Raw genomic sequence first — 16,370 nt, 5'->3', positions numbered from 1 at the left:
TCACAAAATCGCACCATTTGTTGACTAACAATATTTCGCAATCATGCGTCGCGTCATATACTTGCCGCGCACCATCCTCGTGCCAAGAGACGGTGTTCTTCGACCCGGCCGCACACCGATGCGGTCGGGTTTTTTTTCGGTGCGCGACGTAAATATCTATACATAATGAATGTATGTATAGCGATGCGCGTCGAATCCAGTGACTCCGTCGCGATGCCTTGGCTTGCGTACCGCAAGCGTAGATTCGATTTGCGTCCAGATATCGGCGCGAGCCCCCGTTGCCCCGGCCAGGCACGGCAAATGCTCCGCGCCAATCCATCGACCGGTTCGACCTGCATTGCCATGCATACAACAACAAGCGCGATCGGAGAAACACCCCCGCCGGGCTCAAAACCCGCATTCCAGCGCAGCGGTGCGTGGCCGCATATCGTCTTCTCGGTTGCGTTGATCATCTGCATCCTCGTGCTCTTGATGGCGCTCGTCATGGCCGAACGCCTCGCACGCGAATCGGTTGCCGAGCACGAACGCGTCGTCGCGAACGACATCGTGATCTCGGTCGACCGCATCCTCGACGGCGTGCGCTCGCGGCACCCGGCCGAATTGACCGCGCTGGTCGGACGGCCATGCGCAACGGTCTTCAGGACCCTCGCCGAAGTAGGCACTCACCTGCGCTATCTGCGCGCCGTCGCGCTGGCCAACGACGGTCGCGTCACCTGCTCGTCCGCGCTCGGCTCGATCGACGTCTCGCTCGACGCATATGTGCACGCCCCGCCACCGGGGATGACGGCCATTACGCTGCTTCGGCAGACACCGTTCCAGCATCGCGTCCCCGTGCTGGCGGTGTTTCGTGCGACCGCGCCCGAATCGGGCGTCCTTTATCTGATCGAAGGGGACTATGTGGCCGACATGCTCTCGCACGGTGCGCGCTTCGGCGCGGAAACCGCGATGCTGTCGGTCAATGGCGCGGGCGGTCTCGATCAGCATGGCGCGTTCGTGCCGGCGTTCCACGCGGCCCCGTCGGCCGGCAGCACGATCGCTTCGCGCGCGTGGCCGTTCACGGTTTCCGTCACCTCGGCGGAATCCTATGTTCGGCAGGTGCAACAGCACTATCGGCTGATCTGCGTGACGATCGCGCTGCTGGTGAACGGCCTCGTCGCGGCCGCGTACCTGCTCGCGATGGCGCCGCGCCGGCTGTTGCTGAAGGCCGTTCGCAATGCGCTGAAGCGCAACGAGTTTCACGTGGTGTACCAGCCGATCGTCGACGTCGAAACACGCAGGACAGTCGGCGTCGAGGCGCTGCTGCGCTGGCACCATCCGAAATGGGGGCCGATCAGCCCGGCCGTGTTCGTCCCGCAGGTCGAATCGAGCTCGATCCTGCCGAAGGTGACCGAATTCGTGCTGCGCACGGCCGTATCGGAACTGACCACGCTCACGCCGTCGATGCCGCTGCGCATCGCGATCAACGTCGCGCCGAAGGATCTCGAGCGTCCGCGCTTCGTTTCCGTCGTCGAAGAGACGATCCGCGGGCTTCCGCCGGGGTTCACGCTGGTGCTCGAAGTGACCGAGCGCATCCTGCTCGAAAAGAATGCGCGCACCACCGCGATGTTTGCCGCGCTGCGCGCGACGGGCGCGAGATTCGCGATCGACGACTTCGGCACGCATCACAGCAACCTCGACATGCTGTCGCGCTTTCCGTTCGACTACGTGAAGATCGATCGCCAGTTCATCTCGCAGCTGACCACCGGCAATGCCAGGCTGATCGAAGGCATCGCGGCCGTCGCGCACCACTACGAGCTGAAGATCATCGCCGAGGGCGTGGAGACGGAAGAGCAGCATCGCGCGCTGCATGCGGTCGGGATTCAGTACGCACAGGGCTACCTGTATCAGCGGCCGCAGCGGCCGACAGACCTGAAGCAGGATTTCGCGCCGATGCCGGCTTAGGTGTCGGCTTGGCTGTCGGCCGGCGCGGCGCATGCGGGGCCGAAGGTTCGGCGCGCCTCCATCGCCGCACCGAACCCTTGCGTGCGTATCCGTCGCGCCTCCCAACGGACCACGCGAATGCCGCCGCCCCATGCCCGCCGGCTGCCGCGCGCTCATGCGGGTGCGGGCACTTTGATCCGGTGCCCTTTCACAGCTATGCTCTCTGCGATGCTGACCGCCGCGCGACCGGGTATGAATCCATGGCGCCGTCATGGAATTCGCAGCGCGATCGACAGGTTAAAACGAGTTTTCCGATCATGACGCCAGACCAGCCGCAGCCCATCCCTTCGGACCACCAGCCGGCCCAGCACGAACAGCCGCTGCTCGACCGCTACGCGGAGTTCCGCTTCCAGACGGTCGTCGCGTCGATCACCGACTACGCGGTGTTCATGCTCGACCCGCACGGCAACGTCGCGACATGGAACGCGGGCGCGGAGCGCATCAAGGGTTTCCGGACGGACGAAATCGTCGGCAGCCATTTCTCGCGCTTCTATCCGGCCGACGCGATCGCGGCCGGCCGCCCGGCGCACGCGCTCGAAGCCGCCGCCGCGTACGGTCACTTCCAGGACGAAAGCTGGCGCGTGCGCAAGGACGGTTCGCGATTCTGGGCCAGCGTGACGATCACGGCCGTCCGCGACGAGTCGCATCAGTTGCGCGGCTTCATCAAGATCACGCGCGACATGACCGAGCGCAAGCGTGTGGAGGAACTCGAGGCGGCCACGCGGCGGCTGGACGTCTTCATCGCGACGCTCGCGCACGAGCTGCGCAACCAGCTCGCGCCGCTGCGGCATACGATCGGCATCCTGCAAGGCCTGCCGTCGTCCGAACTGGGCCCGGCGCTCATGCAATGCAAGGACATCGCGGATCGCCAGATCGAACAGCTCGTCCGGCTCGTCGACGATCTGCTCGACATCGGACGTATCAAGTCCGACAAGGTGGAACTCAAGAAAGCGCCGCTGAACGTGCGCGATATCGTGTACCGGAGCGTGCAGGGCATTCAACCGAAGGTCGACGCGCGCGGGCAGCAGATTCTCGTGCGGCTGCCGCCCGCGCCCGTGATCGTTCACGGCGACGATGTCCGGCTCGTCCAGGTGCTGTACAACCTGCTCGACAACGCGTCGAAGTATTCGCCGAACGGCGAGCGCATCGAGATCCACGTGCGCACCGAGCAGAACGTGGTTGCGATCGAGATCGTCGATTACGGGATCGGCATCGTGCCCGGCGCGCAGGAATCGATCTTCGACCCGTTCGAGCAGGAGCATGCCGCGGAGCGCTACGCACCCGGCGGGCTGGGGCTTGGGCTCGCGATCAGCAAGAAATTCGTCGACCTGCACGGCGGCAGCATCACGGCCGACAGCGCCGGGATCGGCGCGGGGTCCTCGTTTACCGTCCGACTGCCGGTCGCAGAATCGAATCGTATGATCGAGCACGCGCAAAAAACGCCGGCGCCATCGCCCGCGCATTCGCTGCGCATCCTGATCGTCGACGACAACCGCGAATCGGCCGACACGCTCGCCATCCTGATGCAGATCAAGGGCCACACGTCCCGCGTCGCATACCACGCGCGCGACGCACTGCCGCTCGCCCGCGAATTCGCGCCGCATCTGATGCTGATCGACCTCAGCATGCCGGACGTCAGCGGGTTCGAGCTGCTCCACGAGTTACGCTCGACCGGCGCCGCACCCGATTCGTACTATGTCGCACTGTCCGGACATGTACGGTCGTCGGACCGACAGGAAACCACGGACGCAGGCTTCCACGATCATTTCGCGAAGCCGATTCCGATCGATGCGCTGGACAGCCTGCTCGTGCGCGTGGAGGACGACGCGCGGCGCCGCGGCCGGCTGTGACGATGGGCACGGCCACCGCGGAGCGACGCGCGGGAGCCGCGAGAGGCGCTAAAATCCGCCGCCTGGGCATCCACACGAGCAAGCGTTTTGACGGAGTTCGAGCAGGGTTTCATCCTCACCCGCCACTGGCGGGACACCGCGTCCGGCATCGAGATCGAGTTCTGGCTGGCAACCGAACACGGCCCGCGCCGCGTGCGGTTGCGCCCGCAGGAAGCCGTCGCGTTCGTGCCGGCCGAGCAGCAGGCGCTCGCCGAACGCGCGCTGGCTGGCGAACGCGATGCCGAACTGCGCCCGCTCGCGCTGCGTGACTTCCGCCAGCGCGCCGTCGCCGGCCTCTATTGCCGCCGCTACCGCAATCTGTCCGGGCTTCAGAAGCGCCTCGCCGGGGCCGGCGTCGACGTCTACGAAGCCGACATCCAGCCGCCCGACCGCTACACGATGGAGCGCTTCATCACGGCGCCCGTGCTGTTTCGCGGCACGGCCGGCCGCGACGGCACGCTGACCGACGGCGAACTGAAACCCGCGACCGGCTATCGCCCGACGCTGCGCTGCGTGTCGCTCGACATCGAGACGAGCGTCCACGGCGAGCTGTATTCGATCGCGCTCGAAGGCTGCGGGCAGCGGCAGGTCTACATGCTCGGGCCGCCCAACGGTGACGCGCCGGCCGTCGACTTCCAGCTCGACTACTGCGACAGCCGCGCCGAGATGCTCACGCGGCTCAACGACTGGTTCGGCGCGCACGATCCCGATGCGGTGATCGGCTGGAACCTCGTGCAGTTCGACCTGCGCATCCTGCATGCGCACGCGGAGCAATACGGCGTGCCGCTGAAGCTCGGGCGCGGCGGCAGCGTGCTCGAGTGGCGCGCGCATGGTCAACAGCCCGACCACTTCTTCGCGGGGGCGGCCGGCCGCCTGATCCTCGACGGCATCGACATGCTGAAATCGGCGACGTGGTCGTTCCCGTCGTTCAGCCTCGAATACGTGTCGCAGTCGCTGCTCGGCGAAGGCAAGGCTGTCGACAATCCATATCAGCGGATGGACGAGATCCAGCGCCGCTTCGATCACGACAAACCCGCGCTCGCGCACTACAACCTGAAGGACTGCGAACTCGTCACGCGCATCTTCGACAAGGCCGACCTGCTGTCCTTCGCCCTCGAACGCGCGAGCGTCACGGGCCTCGCGGCCGATCGCACCGGCGGCTCGGTCGCCGCGTTCACGAACCTGTACCTGCCGCGCATGCACCGGCTCGGCTACGTCGCGCCGAACCTCGGCGACGTGACCGGGCAGAACAGCCCCGGCGGCTTCGTGATGGATTCGCGGCCCGGGCTGTACGATTCGGTGCTCGTGTTCGACTACAAGAGCCTCTATCCGTCGATCATCCGCACGTTCCTGATCGATCCGGCCGGGCTGATCGAAGGGCTCGCGCACCCGGACGACGACGCGTCGGTGCCGGGCTTTCTCGGCGCGCGCTTCTCGCGTACCGCGCACTGCCTGCCCGACATCGTGCGGCGCGTATCCGAAGGCCGCGACGAAGCGAAACGCCAGCGCAACGCCCCGCTGTCGCAGGCGCTGAAGATCATCATGAATTCGTTCTACGGCGTGCTCGGCTCGACGGGCTGCCGGTTCTTCGATCCGCGCCTCGCGTCGTCGATCACGATGCGCGGCCACGAGATCATGCATCGCACACGCGAGCTGATCGAGGCGCAGGGCTACGAAGTCATCTACGGCGACACCGATTCGACTTTCGTGTGGCTCGGGCACGAGCACGACGACGATGCCGCCGCCACCAAGGGCCGCGCGCTCGTCGAGCAGGTGAACCGCTGGTGGCAAGCGCACCTGCGCGATCGCTTCGGGCTGGAAAGCGCGCTCGAACTGCAATACGAGCGGCATTACCGCCGCTTCCTGATGCCGACGGTGCGCGGCGCGGAGGAAGGCAGCAAGAAGCGCTATGCGGGCCTCGCAGTCACGGCGAACGGCGACGATGACCTCGTGTTCAAGGGGCTCGAAACGGTGCGCACCGACTGGACGCCGCTCGCGCAGGTATTCCAGCGCGAGCTCTACCGGCGCGTGTTCAAGCGCGAGCCGTACCAGGATTTCATTCGCGACTATGTGCGCCGCACGCTCGCCGGCGAATACGACGCACAACTGATCTATCGGAAGCGCGTGCGCCGGCCTTTGAGCGAATATCAGCGCAACGTGCCGCCGCATGTGCGCGCCGCGCGGATCGCCGACGAATTCAACCAGGCGCGCGGCCGGCCGCTGCAGTACCAGCGCGGCGGCTGGATCAGCTACGTGATGACGACGGCCGGCCCGGAGCCGCTCGAGACGATGCGCTCGCCGATCGACTACGCGTTCTATGTGAGCCGCCAGCTTCAGCCGGTGGCCGATGCGATCCTGCCGTTCCTGCGGGACGATTTCGAACGCGTGATTTCGGGGCAAGGGCAGTTGTTCTGAGATCGACGGGGCGGCGACATCAGGCGCCGTCCTTGCGCGGCATGCGCGCCGCCGTCCGCCTGCCGGACCGCCGCAATCCGCAGATCTTCCCTCTCTCCGTCCTCCCGTAACCTGCCCCGCGCCGTCCCGCCTTTTCCGCTCGCCCCGGCGCGCCGCCCCTCCCACGCCCCTGGGAAAACCCGACCACCTCACCGCCCAACTTCTCGTTGACACATCGATTTTTGCCCTTCTAATATGCACACAACGCTGCACACAACAAAACACACACCAATGTGTGGAGAAAACAGCAGGCATACGGGTTTACCCATCTCAAAGTGAGGTCACCATGAATCGACTGTCTCGTTTCACCCGTCAAATCGCCGCATGCACCGTGGCGGCCGCGGCGCTGGTTTCGGCCGCTCCGTCGTATGCCGCCGGGCCCGACGCCTGGGCCGCCGTGAAGAAGGCCGGCGTTCTGCGCTGCGGCGCCGCGGTCGCGCCGCCGTACGTGATGCGCGACCCGAAGACGGGCGCCTACAGCGGTTTCTTCTCGGATCTGTGCCGCGATTTCGGGCAGAACGTGCTGAAAGTGAAGGTCGAATTCGTCGACACGAGCTGGGACAACATCGTGGCCGGCCTGCAATCGGACAAATGGGACCTGTCGCTCGCGCTGAACGACACGCCCGAGCGTGAGAAGGCCGTCGCGTTCTCCGTGCCGGCGACCGACTACAACGTCTCGTTCGTCTACAACAGGAACAACCCGAAGATCGCGAAGAACCTGCGCTCGCTCGCCGACATCGACAAGCCGAACGTCACGGTCGCGGTGATGTCCGGCACGTCGCAGGACAAGGCGATCTCGGCGGAACTGAAACAGGCGCGGATCATGCGGCTGCCGGGCAACGACGAGACGCGCCTGTCGCTGATCTCGAAGCGCGCCGACCTGCTCGCCGACGCGAACATCACCAACATGCTGCTGACGGAAGCGCACCCGGACTGGGCCGCCAGTTTCAACCCCGCGCCGCCGCTCGCGCAGCAGGAAGTGGCGTTCGGCCTACGCAAGGACACGCCGAAGGCCGATCTCGACGTGCTCAACAGCTACCTCGCCCAGCAGGTCAAGTCGGGCGCGGTGAACCGCCTGATCAAGACTTCCGTGCAAGCAATGCTCATCCCCGGCAAGTAAGCGCCGAGCGCGCAGACGGGCCCGACGGATCGCCGGCGGGCGCCGATTTTCCGATTCGCACTTTGCGCGCCGACGTCGGGCGCCGCTGGAGAGACAGTCATGTTGTCGCCTCAAACGACGGCCGTCAGGTCGGCCATGCATCCCCTTTCGACCACGCGCTTGTCCGCGTCCGCGCCCGACGGCGATTTCGTGCGGCTGCGCGACGTGCACAAGGCGTACGGCCCGAACCTCGTCGTCATGGACGGCATGAGCCTCGACATGCGCGCCGACGACCGGCTCGTGATCATCGGCCCGAGCGGCAGCGGCAAGAGCTCGCTGCTGCGCGTGATGATGGGCCTGGAAGGCATCCAGCGCGGCGAGATCGCATTCCAGGGCGCGTCGTACATCCGCGGCGGCGATGCGCGCGGCGGCTGGCGCATCGACGCGAAGCTGCAGAAGCAGGTCGGCATGGTGTTCCAGCACTACACGCTGTTTCCGCACCTGTCGGTGCTCGGCAACCTGATCCTCGCGCCGGTGCGCGTCGGCGGGCTGTCGAAGGCGGAAGCGACCGAGCGCGCGCGCACGTATCTCGCGCGCCTCGGCCTCGAAAGCAAGCTGCATGCATATCCGAGCCAGCTCTCCGGCGGGCAGAAGCAGCGCGTGGCGATCGCCCGCGCGCTGATGCTCGAACCAAAGCTGATGCTGTTCGACGAAGTGACGTCCGCGCTCGATCCGGAGATGGTGGTGGAAGTCCAGAACGTGATGCTGCAGCTCGCCGAGCAGAAGATGGCGATGATCATCGTCACGCACGACATGCACTTCGCGCGGGACATCGCCACGCGCGTCGTGTTCTGCGCGAACGGGAAGATCGTCGAGGAAGGCGCGCCGGACCAGATCTTCAAGTGTCCGAAGGAAGCGCGCACGCGGGAATTCCTCGAGAAAGTCCTGCATCTCGACTGAGGCCGAAGCCATGAACTACCACTTCGATTTCAGCTTCCTCGCGGGCAGCCTCGGCGCGCTGGTCGACGGGCTGAAGGTCACCGTCGTGCTCGCCGTCGCCGCGAACGCGATGGGCCTCGTGTTCGGCTTCGTGCTGTGCCTGCTCGCGATGAGCCGCTGGGCGATCGTGCGCTGGCCCGCACAGCTCTTCATCGAATTCTTCCGCTGCACGCCGGCGCTGCTGCAGATCATCTGGTTCTTCTACTGCATCCCGATGATGGTCGACGTGTTCATCGACCCGATCGCGATGGGCGTGCTCGCGCTCGGCCTGAACCTGACCGCGTTCAATGCGGAAGCCTACCGCGCCGGCGTGCAGGCGGTGCCAAAGGAGCATCTCGATGCCGCAGTGGCGCTGGGCCTGCGGCCGTGGCAACGCACGATCTTCGTCGTGCTGCCGCAGGCGCTGCGCAGCGCGATGCCGGTGCTGCTGACCAACGGCATCGGCAGCCTGCAGCAAAGCGCGCTGGTGGCGATCGTCGCGGTGGCCGACCTGATGTACGTCGCGAAGAGCATCGCGACCGAAGCGTACCGGCCGCTCGAAACCTACTCGGTCGTCGCGCTCGTGTATTTCGCGCTGTCGCTGCCGATCGCGAAACTCGTCCACGTCATCGAGCGCCGCCAGGACGTCGCCGTCCAGCGCTGAGGAGCCCGTCGTGAATCTCGATTTTTCCGTCGTCTGGCCGTACTGGCTCGTGCTCGCGAAAGGCCTCGGGCTGACGCTCGCCTTCACCGTCACGTGCGCGCTCGTCGGCAGCCTGCTCGGCTTCGTGCTGAGCCTGCTGCGGATGTCGCCGTCGCGCTGGCTGCGCGGGCCGGTCACCGCGTTCGTCGAATTCTTCCGCGGCACGCCGCTGCTGATCCAGCTGTTCTGGGTGTTCTTCTGCTTCCCGGTCGTGCTGCGGCTGCCGATTCCGCCGTACCTGTCGGTGCTGATCTCGCTGACGCTGTACATGGCCGCGATCACGAGCGAGACGTTTCGCGGGTCGCTGAAGTCGATCGCCGGCGAGCAGCACGACGCGTGCATCGCGCTCAGCCTGTCGCCGCACGTGAAGATCGTCTACGTGATCTTTCCGCAGGCGCTGCTGCGCGCGATTCCGCCGCTGCTGTCGAACGTCGTGAGCCTGTTCAAGGAAAGCGCGCTCATCTCGTCGGTGGGGATCGCCGACCTGATGTTCGTCGGCCAGAACGTGTCGAACAGCACCGCGCGGCCCGTCGAGTTCCTGACCACCGTCGCCGTCATCTATTTCCTCGTCGCCTTTCCGCTGACCCGCCTGGTCGGCGTAGTGGAGTCCAGGATGCTCAGGCGCTATGCCTATTAACTCGCAACGCTCTCACCCAAGCCGGAGAACTCTCATGCAACTGAAAGGCATTCTGCCCGCACTCGTCACGCCGTTCGATGCAGCGGGCGCGGTCGATCATGACACGCTCGCGTCGATCCTCGAATATCAGCTCGCCGCGGGCGTCAGCGGCTTCGTGCCGCTGGGGTCGACCGGCGAGTACTACGCGCTCACGAACGACGAGCGCCGCGCGGTGATGAAGACCGTGCGCGAAGTGGTCGGCAACCGCGGCACGCTGATCGCCGGCGCGAACGGCTCGTCGACGCGCGAAGTGATCGAGCAGGTCCGCCAGGCGCGCGATGCCGGCTACACGAACATCCTGATCGCGCCGCCGTACTACGCGCTGCCGTCGCAGGACGAACTGATCGGCCACTACGACGCGATTCTCGCCGCGGTGACCGACGTGAACGTGATCCTGTACAACTATCCGGTGCGCACGAATGTCGAGGTCGGCTTCGGCGTGCTCGACGCGTTCAAGGCTCATCCGCGCGTGATCGGCATCAAGGAAAGCAGCGGCAACCTGCTGCGCGCGATCGAGATCGGCGGCAAGTACCGCGACCACTATCAGCTGTCGTGCGGCTCGGACGACCAGGCGCTCGACTTCTTCCTGTGGGGCGCGACGAGCTGGATCTGCGGGCCGGCGAACTGCTTCGCGAAACAGGTCGTGAGCTTCTACGACAAATTCTCGGCCGGCGACATCGCGGGCGCGCAGAATGTGATGCGCTCGCTGTTCCCGGTGATGGCGAGCATGGAGTCGGGCAAGTTTATCCAGAAGGTGAAGTACGGCTGCGAGCTGGCCGGCTTCAAGGTCGGCAACGCCCGCATGCCGCTGCAGCCGCTGACGGACGACGAGAAGGCGGCGTTCCGCACAATCTTCGAGGCGTCGCAGGCGTAAGGCCGTCATGCGTATCCGTACCGGCGCAAACCGGCGCCGGTACGCCGACCGAGGAACCTCAACATGACGATTCACAGCTTTACCTGTATCGAAGGCCACACCGAGGGCATGCCGGTGCGCATGGTGATCGACGGCGCGCCGGCGTTGCAGGGCGCGACGATGAACGCGCGCCGCGAGGACTTCGTCGCGCATCACGACTGGGTGCGCCGCGCGCTGATGCTGGAGCCGCGCGGCCATGCGCACATGTCGGGCACGATCTTCTATCCGCCGCTCAGCGACAACGCGGATTTCAGCCTGCTGTTCATCGAGACGTCCGGCTGCCTGCCGATGTGCGGCCACGCGACCATCGGCTCGATCGCGTTCGCGATCGAGGAACGCGTCGTCCTGCCGAAGCAACCGGGCACCGTCACGGTCGACGTGCCGGCCGGGCAGATCGTCGCGCGCTACGAGACGGACGGCGCGCGCGTGAGCTCGGTGCGCTTCACCAACGTGCCGAGCTTCCTGCTCGCTCGCGACGTCGCGATCGAGATTCCCGCGCTCGGCACGCTGGCCGTCGATATCGCGTACGGCGGCAACTTCTATCCGATCATCGAGGTTCAGCCGAACTTCCCCGGTTGCGAACACTTCACGCCGGACGAGTTGCTCGCGTGGGGCCGCGACGTGCAGCGCGCGGTCAACGATGCGCTCGACGTCGTGCATCCCGATCATCCGGCGATTCGCGGCGTGCGGCACTGCATGTGGACGGGCCAGCCGATCGCGGACGATGCGCACGGGCGCGCGGTGGTGATCGCCGGCGACAGCCTCGTCGACCGTTCGCCGTGCGGCACCGGCAGCTCGGCACGCGTCGCGCAGCGCTTCGCGCGCGGCTGGCTCAAAGCGGGTGAAGCGTATTGTCACGAGAGCCTGATCGGCAGCCGCTTCATCGGCCGCGTGGAATCGGTCGAGCGTCTGAACAGCGGGCTGGACGCCGTGCGGCCGAGCATCGAAGGACGCGCGTGGGTCACCGGGCGCGCGCAGTATCGCGTCGATTCGTCCCAGCCGTACGCGCACGGCTTCAGCCTTCAGGAGTTCGTCAATTGAACGCGATTGCGCGAGAACGTGCGCCCGCATCGCCCGGCACAGCACGCAATGAAACGGCCGTCGTGATCGGCGGCGGGATCGTCGGCGTGTGCTGCGCGCTCTATCTGCAACGCGACGGCCGCGCCGTCACGCTGATCGATCCCGCGGCTCCAGGCGACAGCACCGCGAAATGGAGCTGCGGACAGATGGCCGTCAGCGAGGTCATTCCGCTGTCGAAGCCCGGCATCCTGCTGAAGGTGCCGCGCTGGCTGATGAACCAGAAGGGGCCGCTCGCGCTGCGGCCCGGCGCGCTGCCGGGCATCCTGCCGTGGTTCTTCCGGTTCGTCGCGTCGGCCCGTCACGCGAGGATCGTGTCGATCGCGCAGGCGATGGCCACGCTGACGCACGACGTCTATCCCGACTACGCGCCGCTGCTCGATGCATGCGGCGACCGCGCGCTGCTGGGGCAGCGCCCGGTGCTCGAAGTGTTCGACGATCCGGCCGGCATCGCGCACGAACAGCCGCATCTCGAGTTGCGGCAGTCACTCGGCTTCGCGTCGCAGCGGCTGACGGCCGCCGATATCGGCGATCTCGAACCGGCACTCGCCGGCCGGTTCCGGCACGGGCTGCTGTTTCCCGACTGGCGCGCGGTCAACGATACCGAAGGCTTCATCGCGGCGCTGACGGCCAGCTTCGAGGCGCAAGGCGGACGCCGCCTCCGCGCGAACGCCGCGCGCATCGACGAAGCCGACGGGCGCGCGACCGGCGTGACGCTCGCGAGCGGCGAGCGCGTCGCGGCCGATCATGTCGTCGTCGCGGCCGGCACCGGTTCGCGACAGTTCTTCGGGCAGCTCGGCGTGCGCGTGCCGCTCGAGGGCATCGCCGGCTATCAGGCGCTCGTGACCGACCCGGGCGTCGAATTCCGTCACTCCGTGATCTATGCGGACGGCGGCTTCTGCTTCAGCCCGATGACGCGCGGGCTGCAGATTGGCGGCACCATCGAGTTCGCGGGCCGCGATGCGGCGCCGAACTTCCGGCGCGCGGACATCATCCTGGAGAAAGCCCGACGCATCCTGCCCGAGCTGCAGACCGGACGCGTCGAGTACGGCGTCGGCTATCGGCCGTTCCTGCCCGACACGAAACCGGTGATCGACCGCTCGAAACGGCTGCCGAACGTGATCATGGCATTTGGCCACGGCCAGCTCGGCCTCACGCTCGGCGCGACGACCGGCCGCCTGGTCGGCGACCTCGCGGCCGGCCGCCCGACGCGGCAGGACCTGTCACCATTCAGCGCTTATCGCTTCGCCTGACATTCGAGACCCTTCATGCACTCCTACGAACGACTTTTCATCGACGGCCGCTGGGTGGCGCCCGCTCGCGGCCAGACCTTCGACACGCTCGACCCGAGCGACGAAACCGTGATCGCGAAAGTGGCGGCCGCCACCGCCGAAGACATCGACCTCGCGGTCAACGCCGCGCGTCGCGCCTTCGACGCAGGCCCGTGGCCGCGCATGACCGGCGCACAGCGCGCCGCCGTGCTGCGCGCAATCGCGCAAGGCATCCGTGACCGCCTGCCCGAGCTGGCCGAACTCGAAGTGCGCGACAACGGCAAGCCGCTGCCCGAAGCGCTGTGGGATCTCGGCGACGCCGCCGGCTGCTTCGACTTCTACGCGGGGCTTGCCGAACAACTGGACGGCAACGCCGAAACGCCCGTGCCGCTGGCCGACGAGCGCTTCAGCACAGTCGTCCGCAAGGAGCCGATCGGCGTGGCCGGCGCGATCATCCCGTGGAATTTCCCGTTGCTGATGGCCGCGTGGAAGGTCGCGCCCGCGCTCGCGGCCGGCTGCACGATGGTGCTCAAGCCGTCCGAGCTGACGCCGCTCACCGCGCTGGAGCTGGCTGGCATCGCCGACGCGGCCGGGCTGCCGGCCGGCGTGCTGAACGTCGTGACGGGCCTCGGCGCGGATGCCGGCGCGCCGCTCGCCGAGCATCCGGGCGTCGACAAGCTCGCGTTCACCGGCAGCGTGCCAACCGGCAGCCGGATCATGCAGGCCGCCGCGCGCGACATCAAGAACGTAAGCCTCGAACTCGGCGGCAAGTCGCCGTTCATCGTGTTCGGCGACAGCGATCTCGAAGCGGCCGTCGAGTGGATCCTGTTCGGCATCTTCTGGAACCAGGGCGAAGTGTGTTCGGCCACGTCGCGCGTGCTCGTCGAGCGCTCGCTGTACGCGCCGCTCGTCGAGCGGCTCGCGCAGGAAGCGCGCAAAATCACCATCGGTAACGGCCGCGACGAAGGCGTACTGTTCGGCCCGCTGGTGAGCCGCGGGCAGTACGACGAGGTGCGGGAAGCGATCGCGCGCGGCCGCGACGAAGGCGCTCGGCTCGTGACGGGCGGCGGGCGGCCCGCGCATCTCGAACGCGGCTACTTCATCGAGCCGGCCGTGTTCGCCGACGTGCCGGAAGACAGCTGGATCTGGCGCGAGGAAATTTTCGGGCCGGTGGTGTGCGTGCGGCCGTTCGATACGGAAGACGAAGCGGTTCGCTCGGCCAACGATTCGCGCTTCGGTCTCGCGGCGGCCGTGATGTCGGCCGATCTGCCGCGCTGCGAGCGCGTGGCACGCGCGATGCGCGCGGGCATCGTGTGGATCAACTGCTCGCAGCCGACGTTCACGGAGGCGCCGTGGGGCGGCTACAAGCAGAGCGGGATCGGACGCGAGCTCGGCGAGTGGGGGCTGAACAACTACCTCGAAATCAAGCAGATCACGCGCTACGACAGCGACAAGCCGTGGGGCTGGTACATCAAGTAGGAAGGTGAATCGATCATGCGCTGGAACAAAACGCTGCAACTCGTCGACGTACATTGCGAGGGCGAGATCGGCAAGGTCATCACCGGCGGCGTCCTCGACGTGCCGGGCAAGACCATGCTCGACAAGATGAATCACATCAATGAGATCGACGACAGCTTGCGGCGCCTGGTCGTGCTCGAACCGCGCGGCTGCCTGCAGATGTCGGTCAACCTGCTGCTGCCGCCGACGCGGCCGGAAGCGCAGGCGGGCTTCATCGTGCTGCAGGCCGACAAGGCGCATCCGATGTCGGGCAGCAACTGCATCTGCGTCGTGACCGCGCTGCTCGAACTCGGCATGGTGCCGATGCAGGAACCGGAGACCACCGTCGTGCTCGACACGCCGGCCGGGCTCGTCACCGCGCGGGCCGCATGCCGCGACGGCCGCTGCGTCGGCGTCTCGCTGGACATGGTGCCGTCGTTCGTCGAACACCTCGATGTCGACGTGCACACGGAGGAATTCGGCACGATCAAGGCCGACATCGCATTCGGCGGCGTGTACTACGCACTCATCGACGTCGACCAGATCGGGCTCGACATCGCGCCGGGCAACGCGCGACAGCTCGCGACGCACGGCGTGCGGCTCAAGGCAATCATCAACCGGCAGGTCGCCGTGCAGCATCCGCTGGTCCCGGAGATCAACGAAGTCGCGTACGTGATGTTCCGCAACCGGGTCGACGACACGGTGTACCAGACCTGCACGACGCTGCCGCCCGGCCGCGTCGACCGGTCGCCGTGCGGGACCGGCAGCTCGGCCAATCTCGCGACGCTCGCCGCGCGCGGGCGCGTGCAGGTCGGCGATTGCCTCACATCACGCTCCACGATCGGCGGCGAATTCCGCGTCGAACTGCTGGGTACAACCGAAGTGGGCGGGCGGCCGGCCGTGCTGCCGCGCGTGACCGGGCGCGCGTGGGTGTTCGGGTTCCAGCAGCTCGGCGTCGATCCCGACGATCCGCTGGCCGCCGGGTTCATGCTCAGCGACACGTGGGGCGACGGATTCGGGCCATCCGCGCCATCAGGCACGTGAGGACGCGATGCTAAACTCGAGAGCGCGCCCGGCGACCCGGGCCGATTACAGGAAGGATGGCGAGATGAGCAAAGAGGCCGTTGAAACCGAAGGTGGCGGCCGCCGGCACGGCGGGCGGTATGTGTATGAGGAATTGCGCAAGCAGATCCTGACGCTCAAGCTGAAACCCGGCGTGCAGCTCGACGAAATCTCGCTGGCCGCGCAGTTCGGCCTGTCGCGTTCGCCGGTGCGCGACGCGATTGCGCGGCTGAGCAGCGAGGGGCTCGTCACGATCCTGCCGAACCGGACGACGCTCGTCACGCCGTTCGAGATCGAGGAATTCCCGAAATACATCTCGGCGCTCGACCTGATCCAGCGCGCGGTCACGCGGCTCGCGGCCACGCAGCGCTCCGAGGCCGACCTCGCGAAAATCCGCAAGGCCGACGACGTCTACATGGCGGCCGTCGCGAGCGGCGACTTCCAGGCGATGTCGGAGACCAACAAGGCGCTCCACATGGCGATCGCGCATGCCGCGAACAATCCCTACTTCGTCGGCTACTACGAGCGGCTGCTGGGCGAGGGGCAGCGCCTGCTTCATCTGCATTTCGACTTCACCGTGAGCTCGCCGACGGCCGCCAAGCTCGGCCGCGACCACGACGAACTGATCGACGCGATCGTGCGGCGCGATGCGGACGCCGCCGAGCGCGCTGCGCACGAGCACACGATGCTGTTCCAGAAGCGCTTCCTCGATTACATGCGGCAGAACATGACGGAGTCGATGGCGGTGCTGTAAGCGCAACACCGAAGGCC

General features: G+C 66.7%; 13 protein-coding genes. All 13 read left to right on the top strand.

Annotated features, from left to right (window positions below; all coding sequences use genetic code 11):
* Positions 1–300 precede the first annotated feature (300 nt).
* The 13 genes from F3J14_RS13515 to F3J14_RS13455 all read left to right on the top strand — a co-directional run bounded on the left by F3J14_RS13515 (position 301) and on the right by F3J14_RS13455 (position 16,353).
* Complete coding sequence (locus F3J14_RS13515) at positions 301–1,941, top strand: EAL domain-containing protein (RefSeq protein WP_166723411.1); 1,641 nt, start codon at positions 301–303, stop codon at positions 1,939–1,941.
* A gap of 296 nt (positions 1,942–2,237) precedes the next feature.
* Positions 2,238–3,830: an ATP-binding protein gene (locus F3J14_RS13510; protein ID WP_166723410.1), complete on the top strand. Its 1,593-nt coding sequence runs from the start codon at positions 2,238–2,240 to the stop codon at positions 3,828–3,830.
* An 87-nt stretch (positions 3,831–3,917) separates the two neighbouring features.
* Entirely contained in the window at positions 3,918–6,284 is a 2,367-nt protein-coding gene (locus F3J14_RS13505) for a DNA polymerase II (RefSeq protein ID WP_166723409.1), read from the top strand.
* Positions 6,285–6,609: 325 nt separating this feature from the next.
* Positions 6,610–7,443, top strand: a complete 834-nt coding sequence (locus tag F3J14_RS13500; RefSeq protein ID WP_166723408.1) for a transporter substrate-binding domain-containing protein — start codon at positions 6,610–6,612, stop codon at positions 7,441–7,443.
* 99 nt (positions 7,444–7,542) lie between these two features.
* Positions 7,543–8,382 (top strand): amino acid ABC transporter ATP-binding protein, encoded by an 840-nt coding sequence (locus F3J14_RS13495; RefSeq protein WP_166723407.1) that lies wholly within the window; start codon positions 7,543–7,545, stop codon positions 8,380–8,382.
* Between the two features lie 10 nt (positions 8,383–8,392).
* Positions 8,393–9,064 (top strand): amino acid ABC transporter permease, encoded by a 672-nt coding sequence (locus tag F3J14_RS13490; RefSeq protein WP_166723406.1) that lies wholly within the window; start codon positions 8,393–8,395, stop codon positions 9,062–9,064.
* 10 nt (positions 9,065–9,074) lie between these two features.
* Positions 9,075–9,740, top strand: a complete 666-nt coding sequence (locus tag F3J14_RS13485) for an amino acid ABC transporter permease (protein WP_124833989.1) — start codon at positions 9,075–9,077, stop codon at positions 9,738–9,740.
* Between the two features lie 34 nt (positions 9,741–9,774).
* Positions 9,775–10,653: a dihydrodipicolinate synthase family protein gene (locus F3J14_RS13480; protein WP_166723405.1), complete on the top strand. Its 879-nt coding sequence runs from the start codon at positions 9,775–9,777 to the stop codon at positions 10,651–10,653.
* Between the two features lie 63 nt (positions 10,654–10,716).
* Complete coding sequence (locus tag F3J14_RS13475) at positions 10,717–11,733, top strand: 4-hydroxyproline epimerase (protein WP_166723404.1); 1,017 nt, start codon at positions 10,717–10,719, stop codon at positions 11,731–11,733.
* The gene (locus F3J14_RS13470; RefSeq protein ID WP_166723403.1) at positions 11,730–13,022 is read left to right on the top strand and encodes an FAD-binding oxidoreductase; all 1,293 of its coding nucleotides are present in this window, start codon (positions 11,730–11,732) and stop codon (positions 13,020–13,022) included. The genes F3J14_RS13475 and F3J14_RS13470 overlap by 4 nt, the downstream gene beginning before the upstream one ends.
* A gap of 15 nt (positions 13,023–13,037) precedes the next feature.
* Positions 13,038–14,519, top strand: a complete 1,482-nt coding sequence (locus tag F3J14_RS13465) for an aldehyde dehydrogenase family protein (RefSeq protein WP_166723402.1) — start codon at positions 13,038–13,040, stop codon at positions 14,517–14,519.
* 15 nt (positions 14,520–14,534) lie between these two features.
* Positions 14,535–15,581, top strand: a complete 1,047-nt coding sequence (locus F3J14_RS13460; RefSeq protein WP_166723401.1) for a proline racemase family protein — start codon at positions 14,535–14,537, stop codon at positions 15,579–15,581.
* 64 nt (positions 15,582–15,645) lie between these two features.
* Complete coding sequence (locus F3J14_RS13455) at positions 15,646–16,353, top strand: GntR family transcriptional regulator (RefSeq protein ID WP_168736206.1); 708 nt, start codon at positions 15,646–15,648, stop codon at positions 16,351–16,353.
* Positions 16,354–16,370: the final 17 nt, after the last annotated feature.

Origin of the sequence: Burkholderia sp. Tr-862, from assembly GCF_011753085.1 — a bacterium.
In the GTDB taxonomy this organism is placed as follows: domain Bacteria; phylum Pseudomonadota; class Gammaproteobacteria; order Burkholderiales; family Burkholderiaceae; genus Burkholderia; species Burkholderia ambifaria.
The sequence above is the reverse complement of the archived record's forward strand: the minus strand, read 5'-3'. Positions and strand labels throughout refer to the sequence as shown.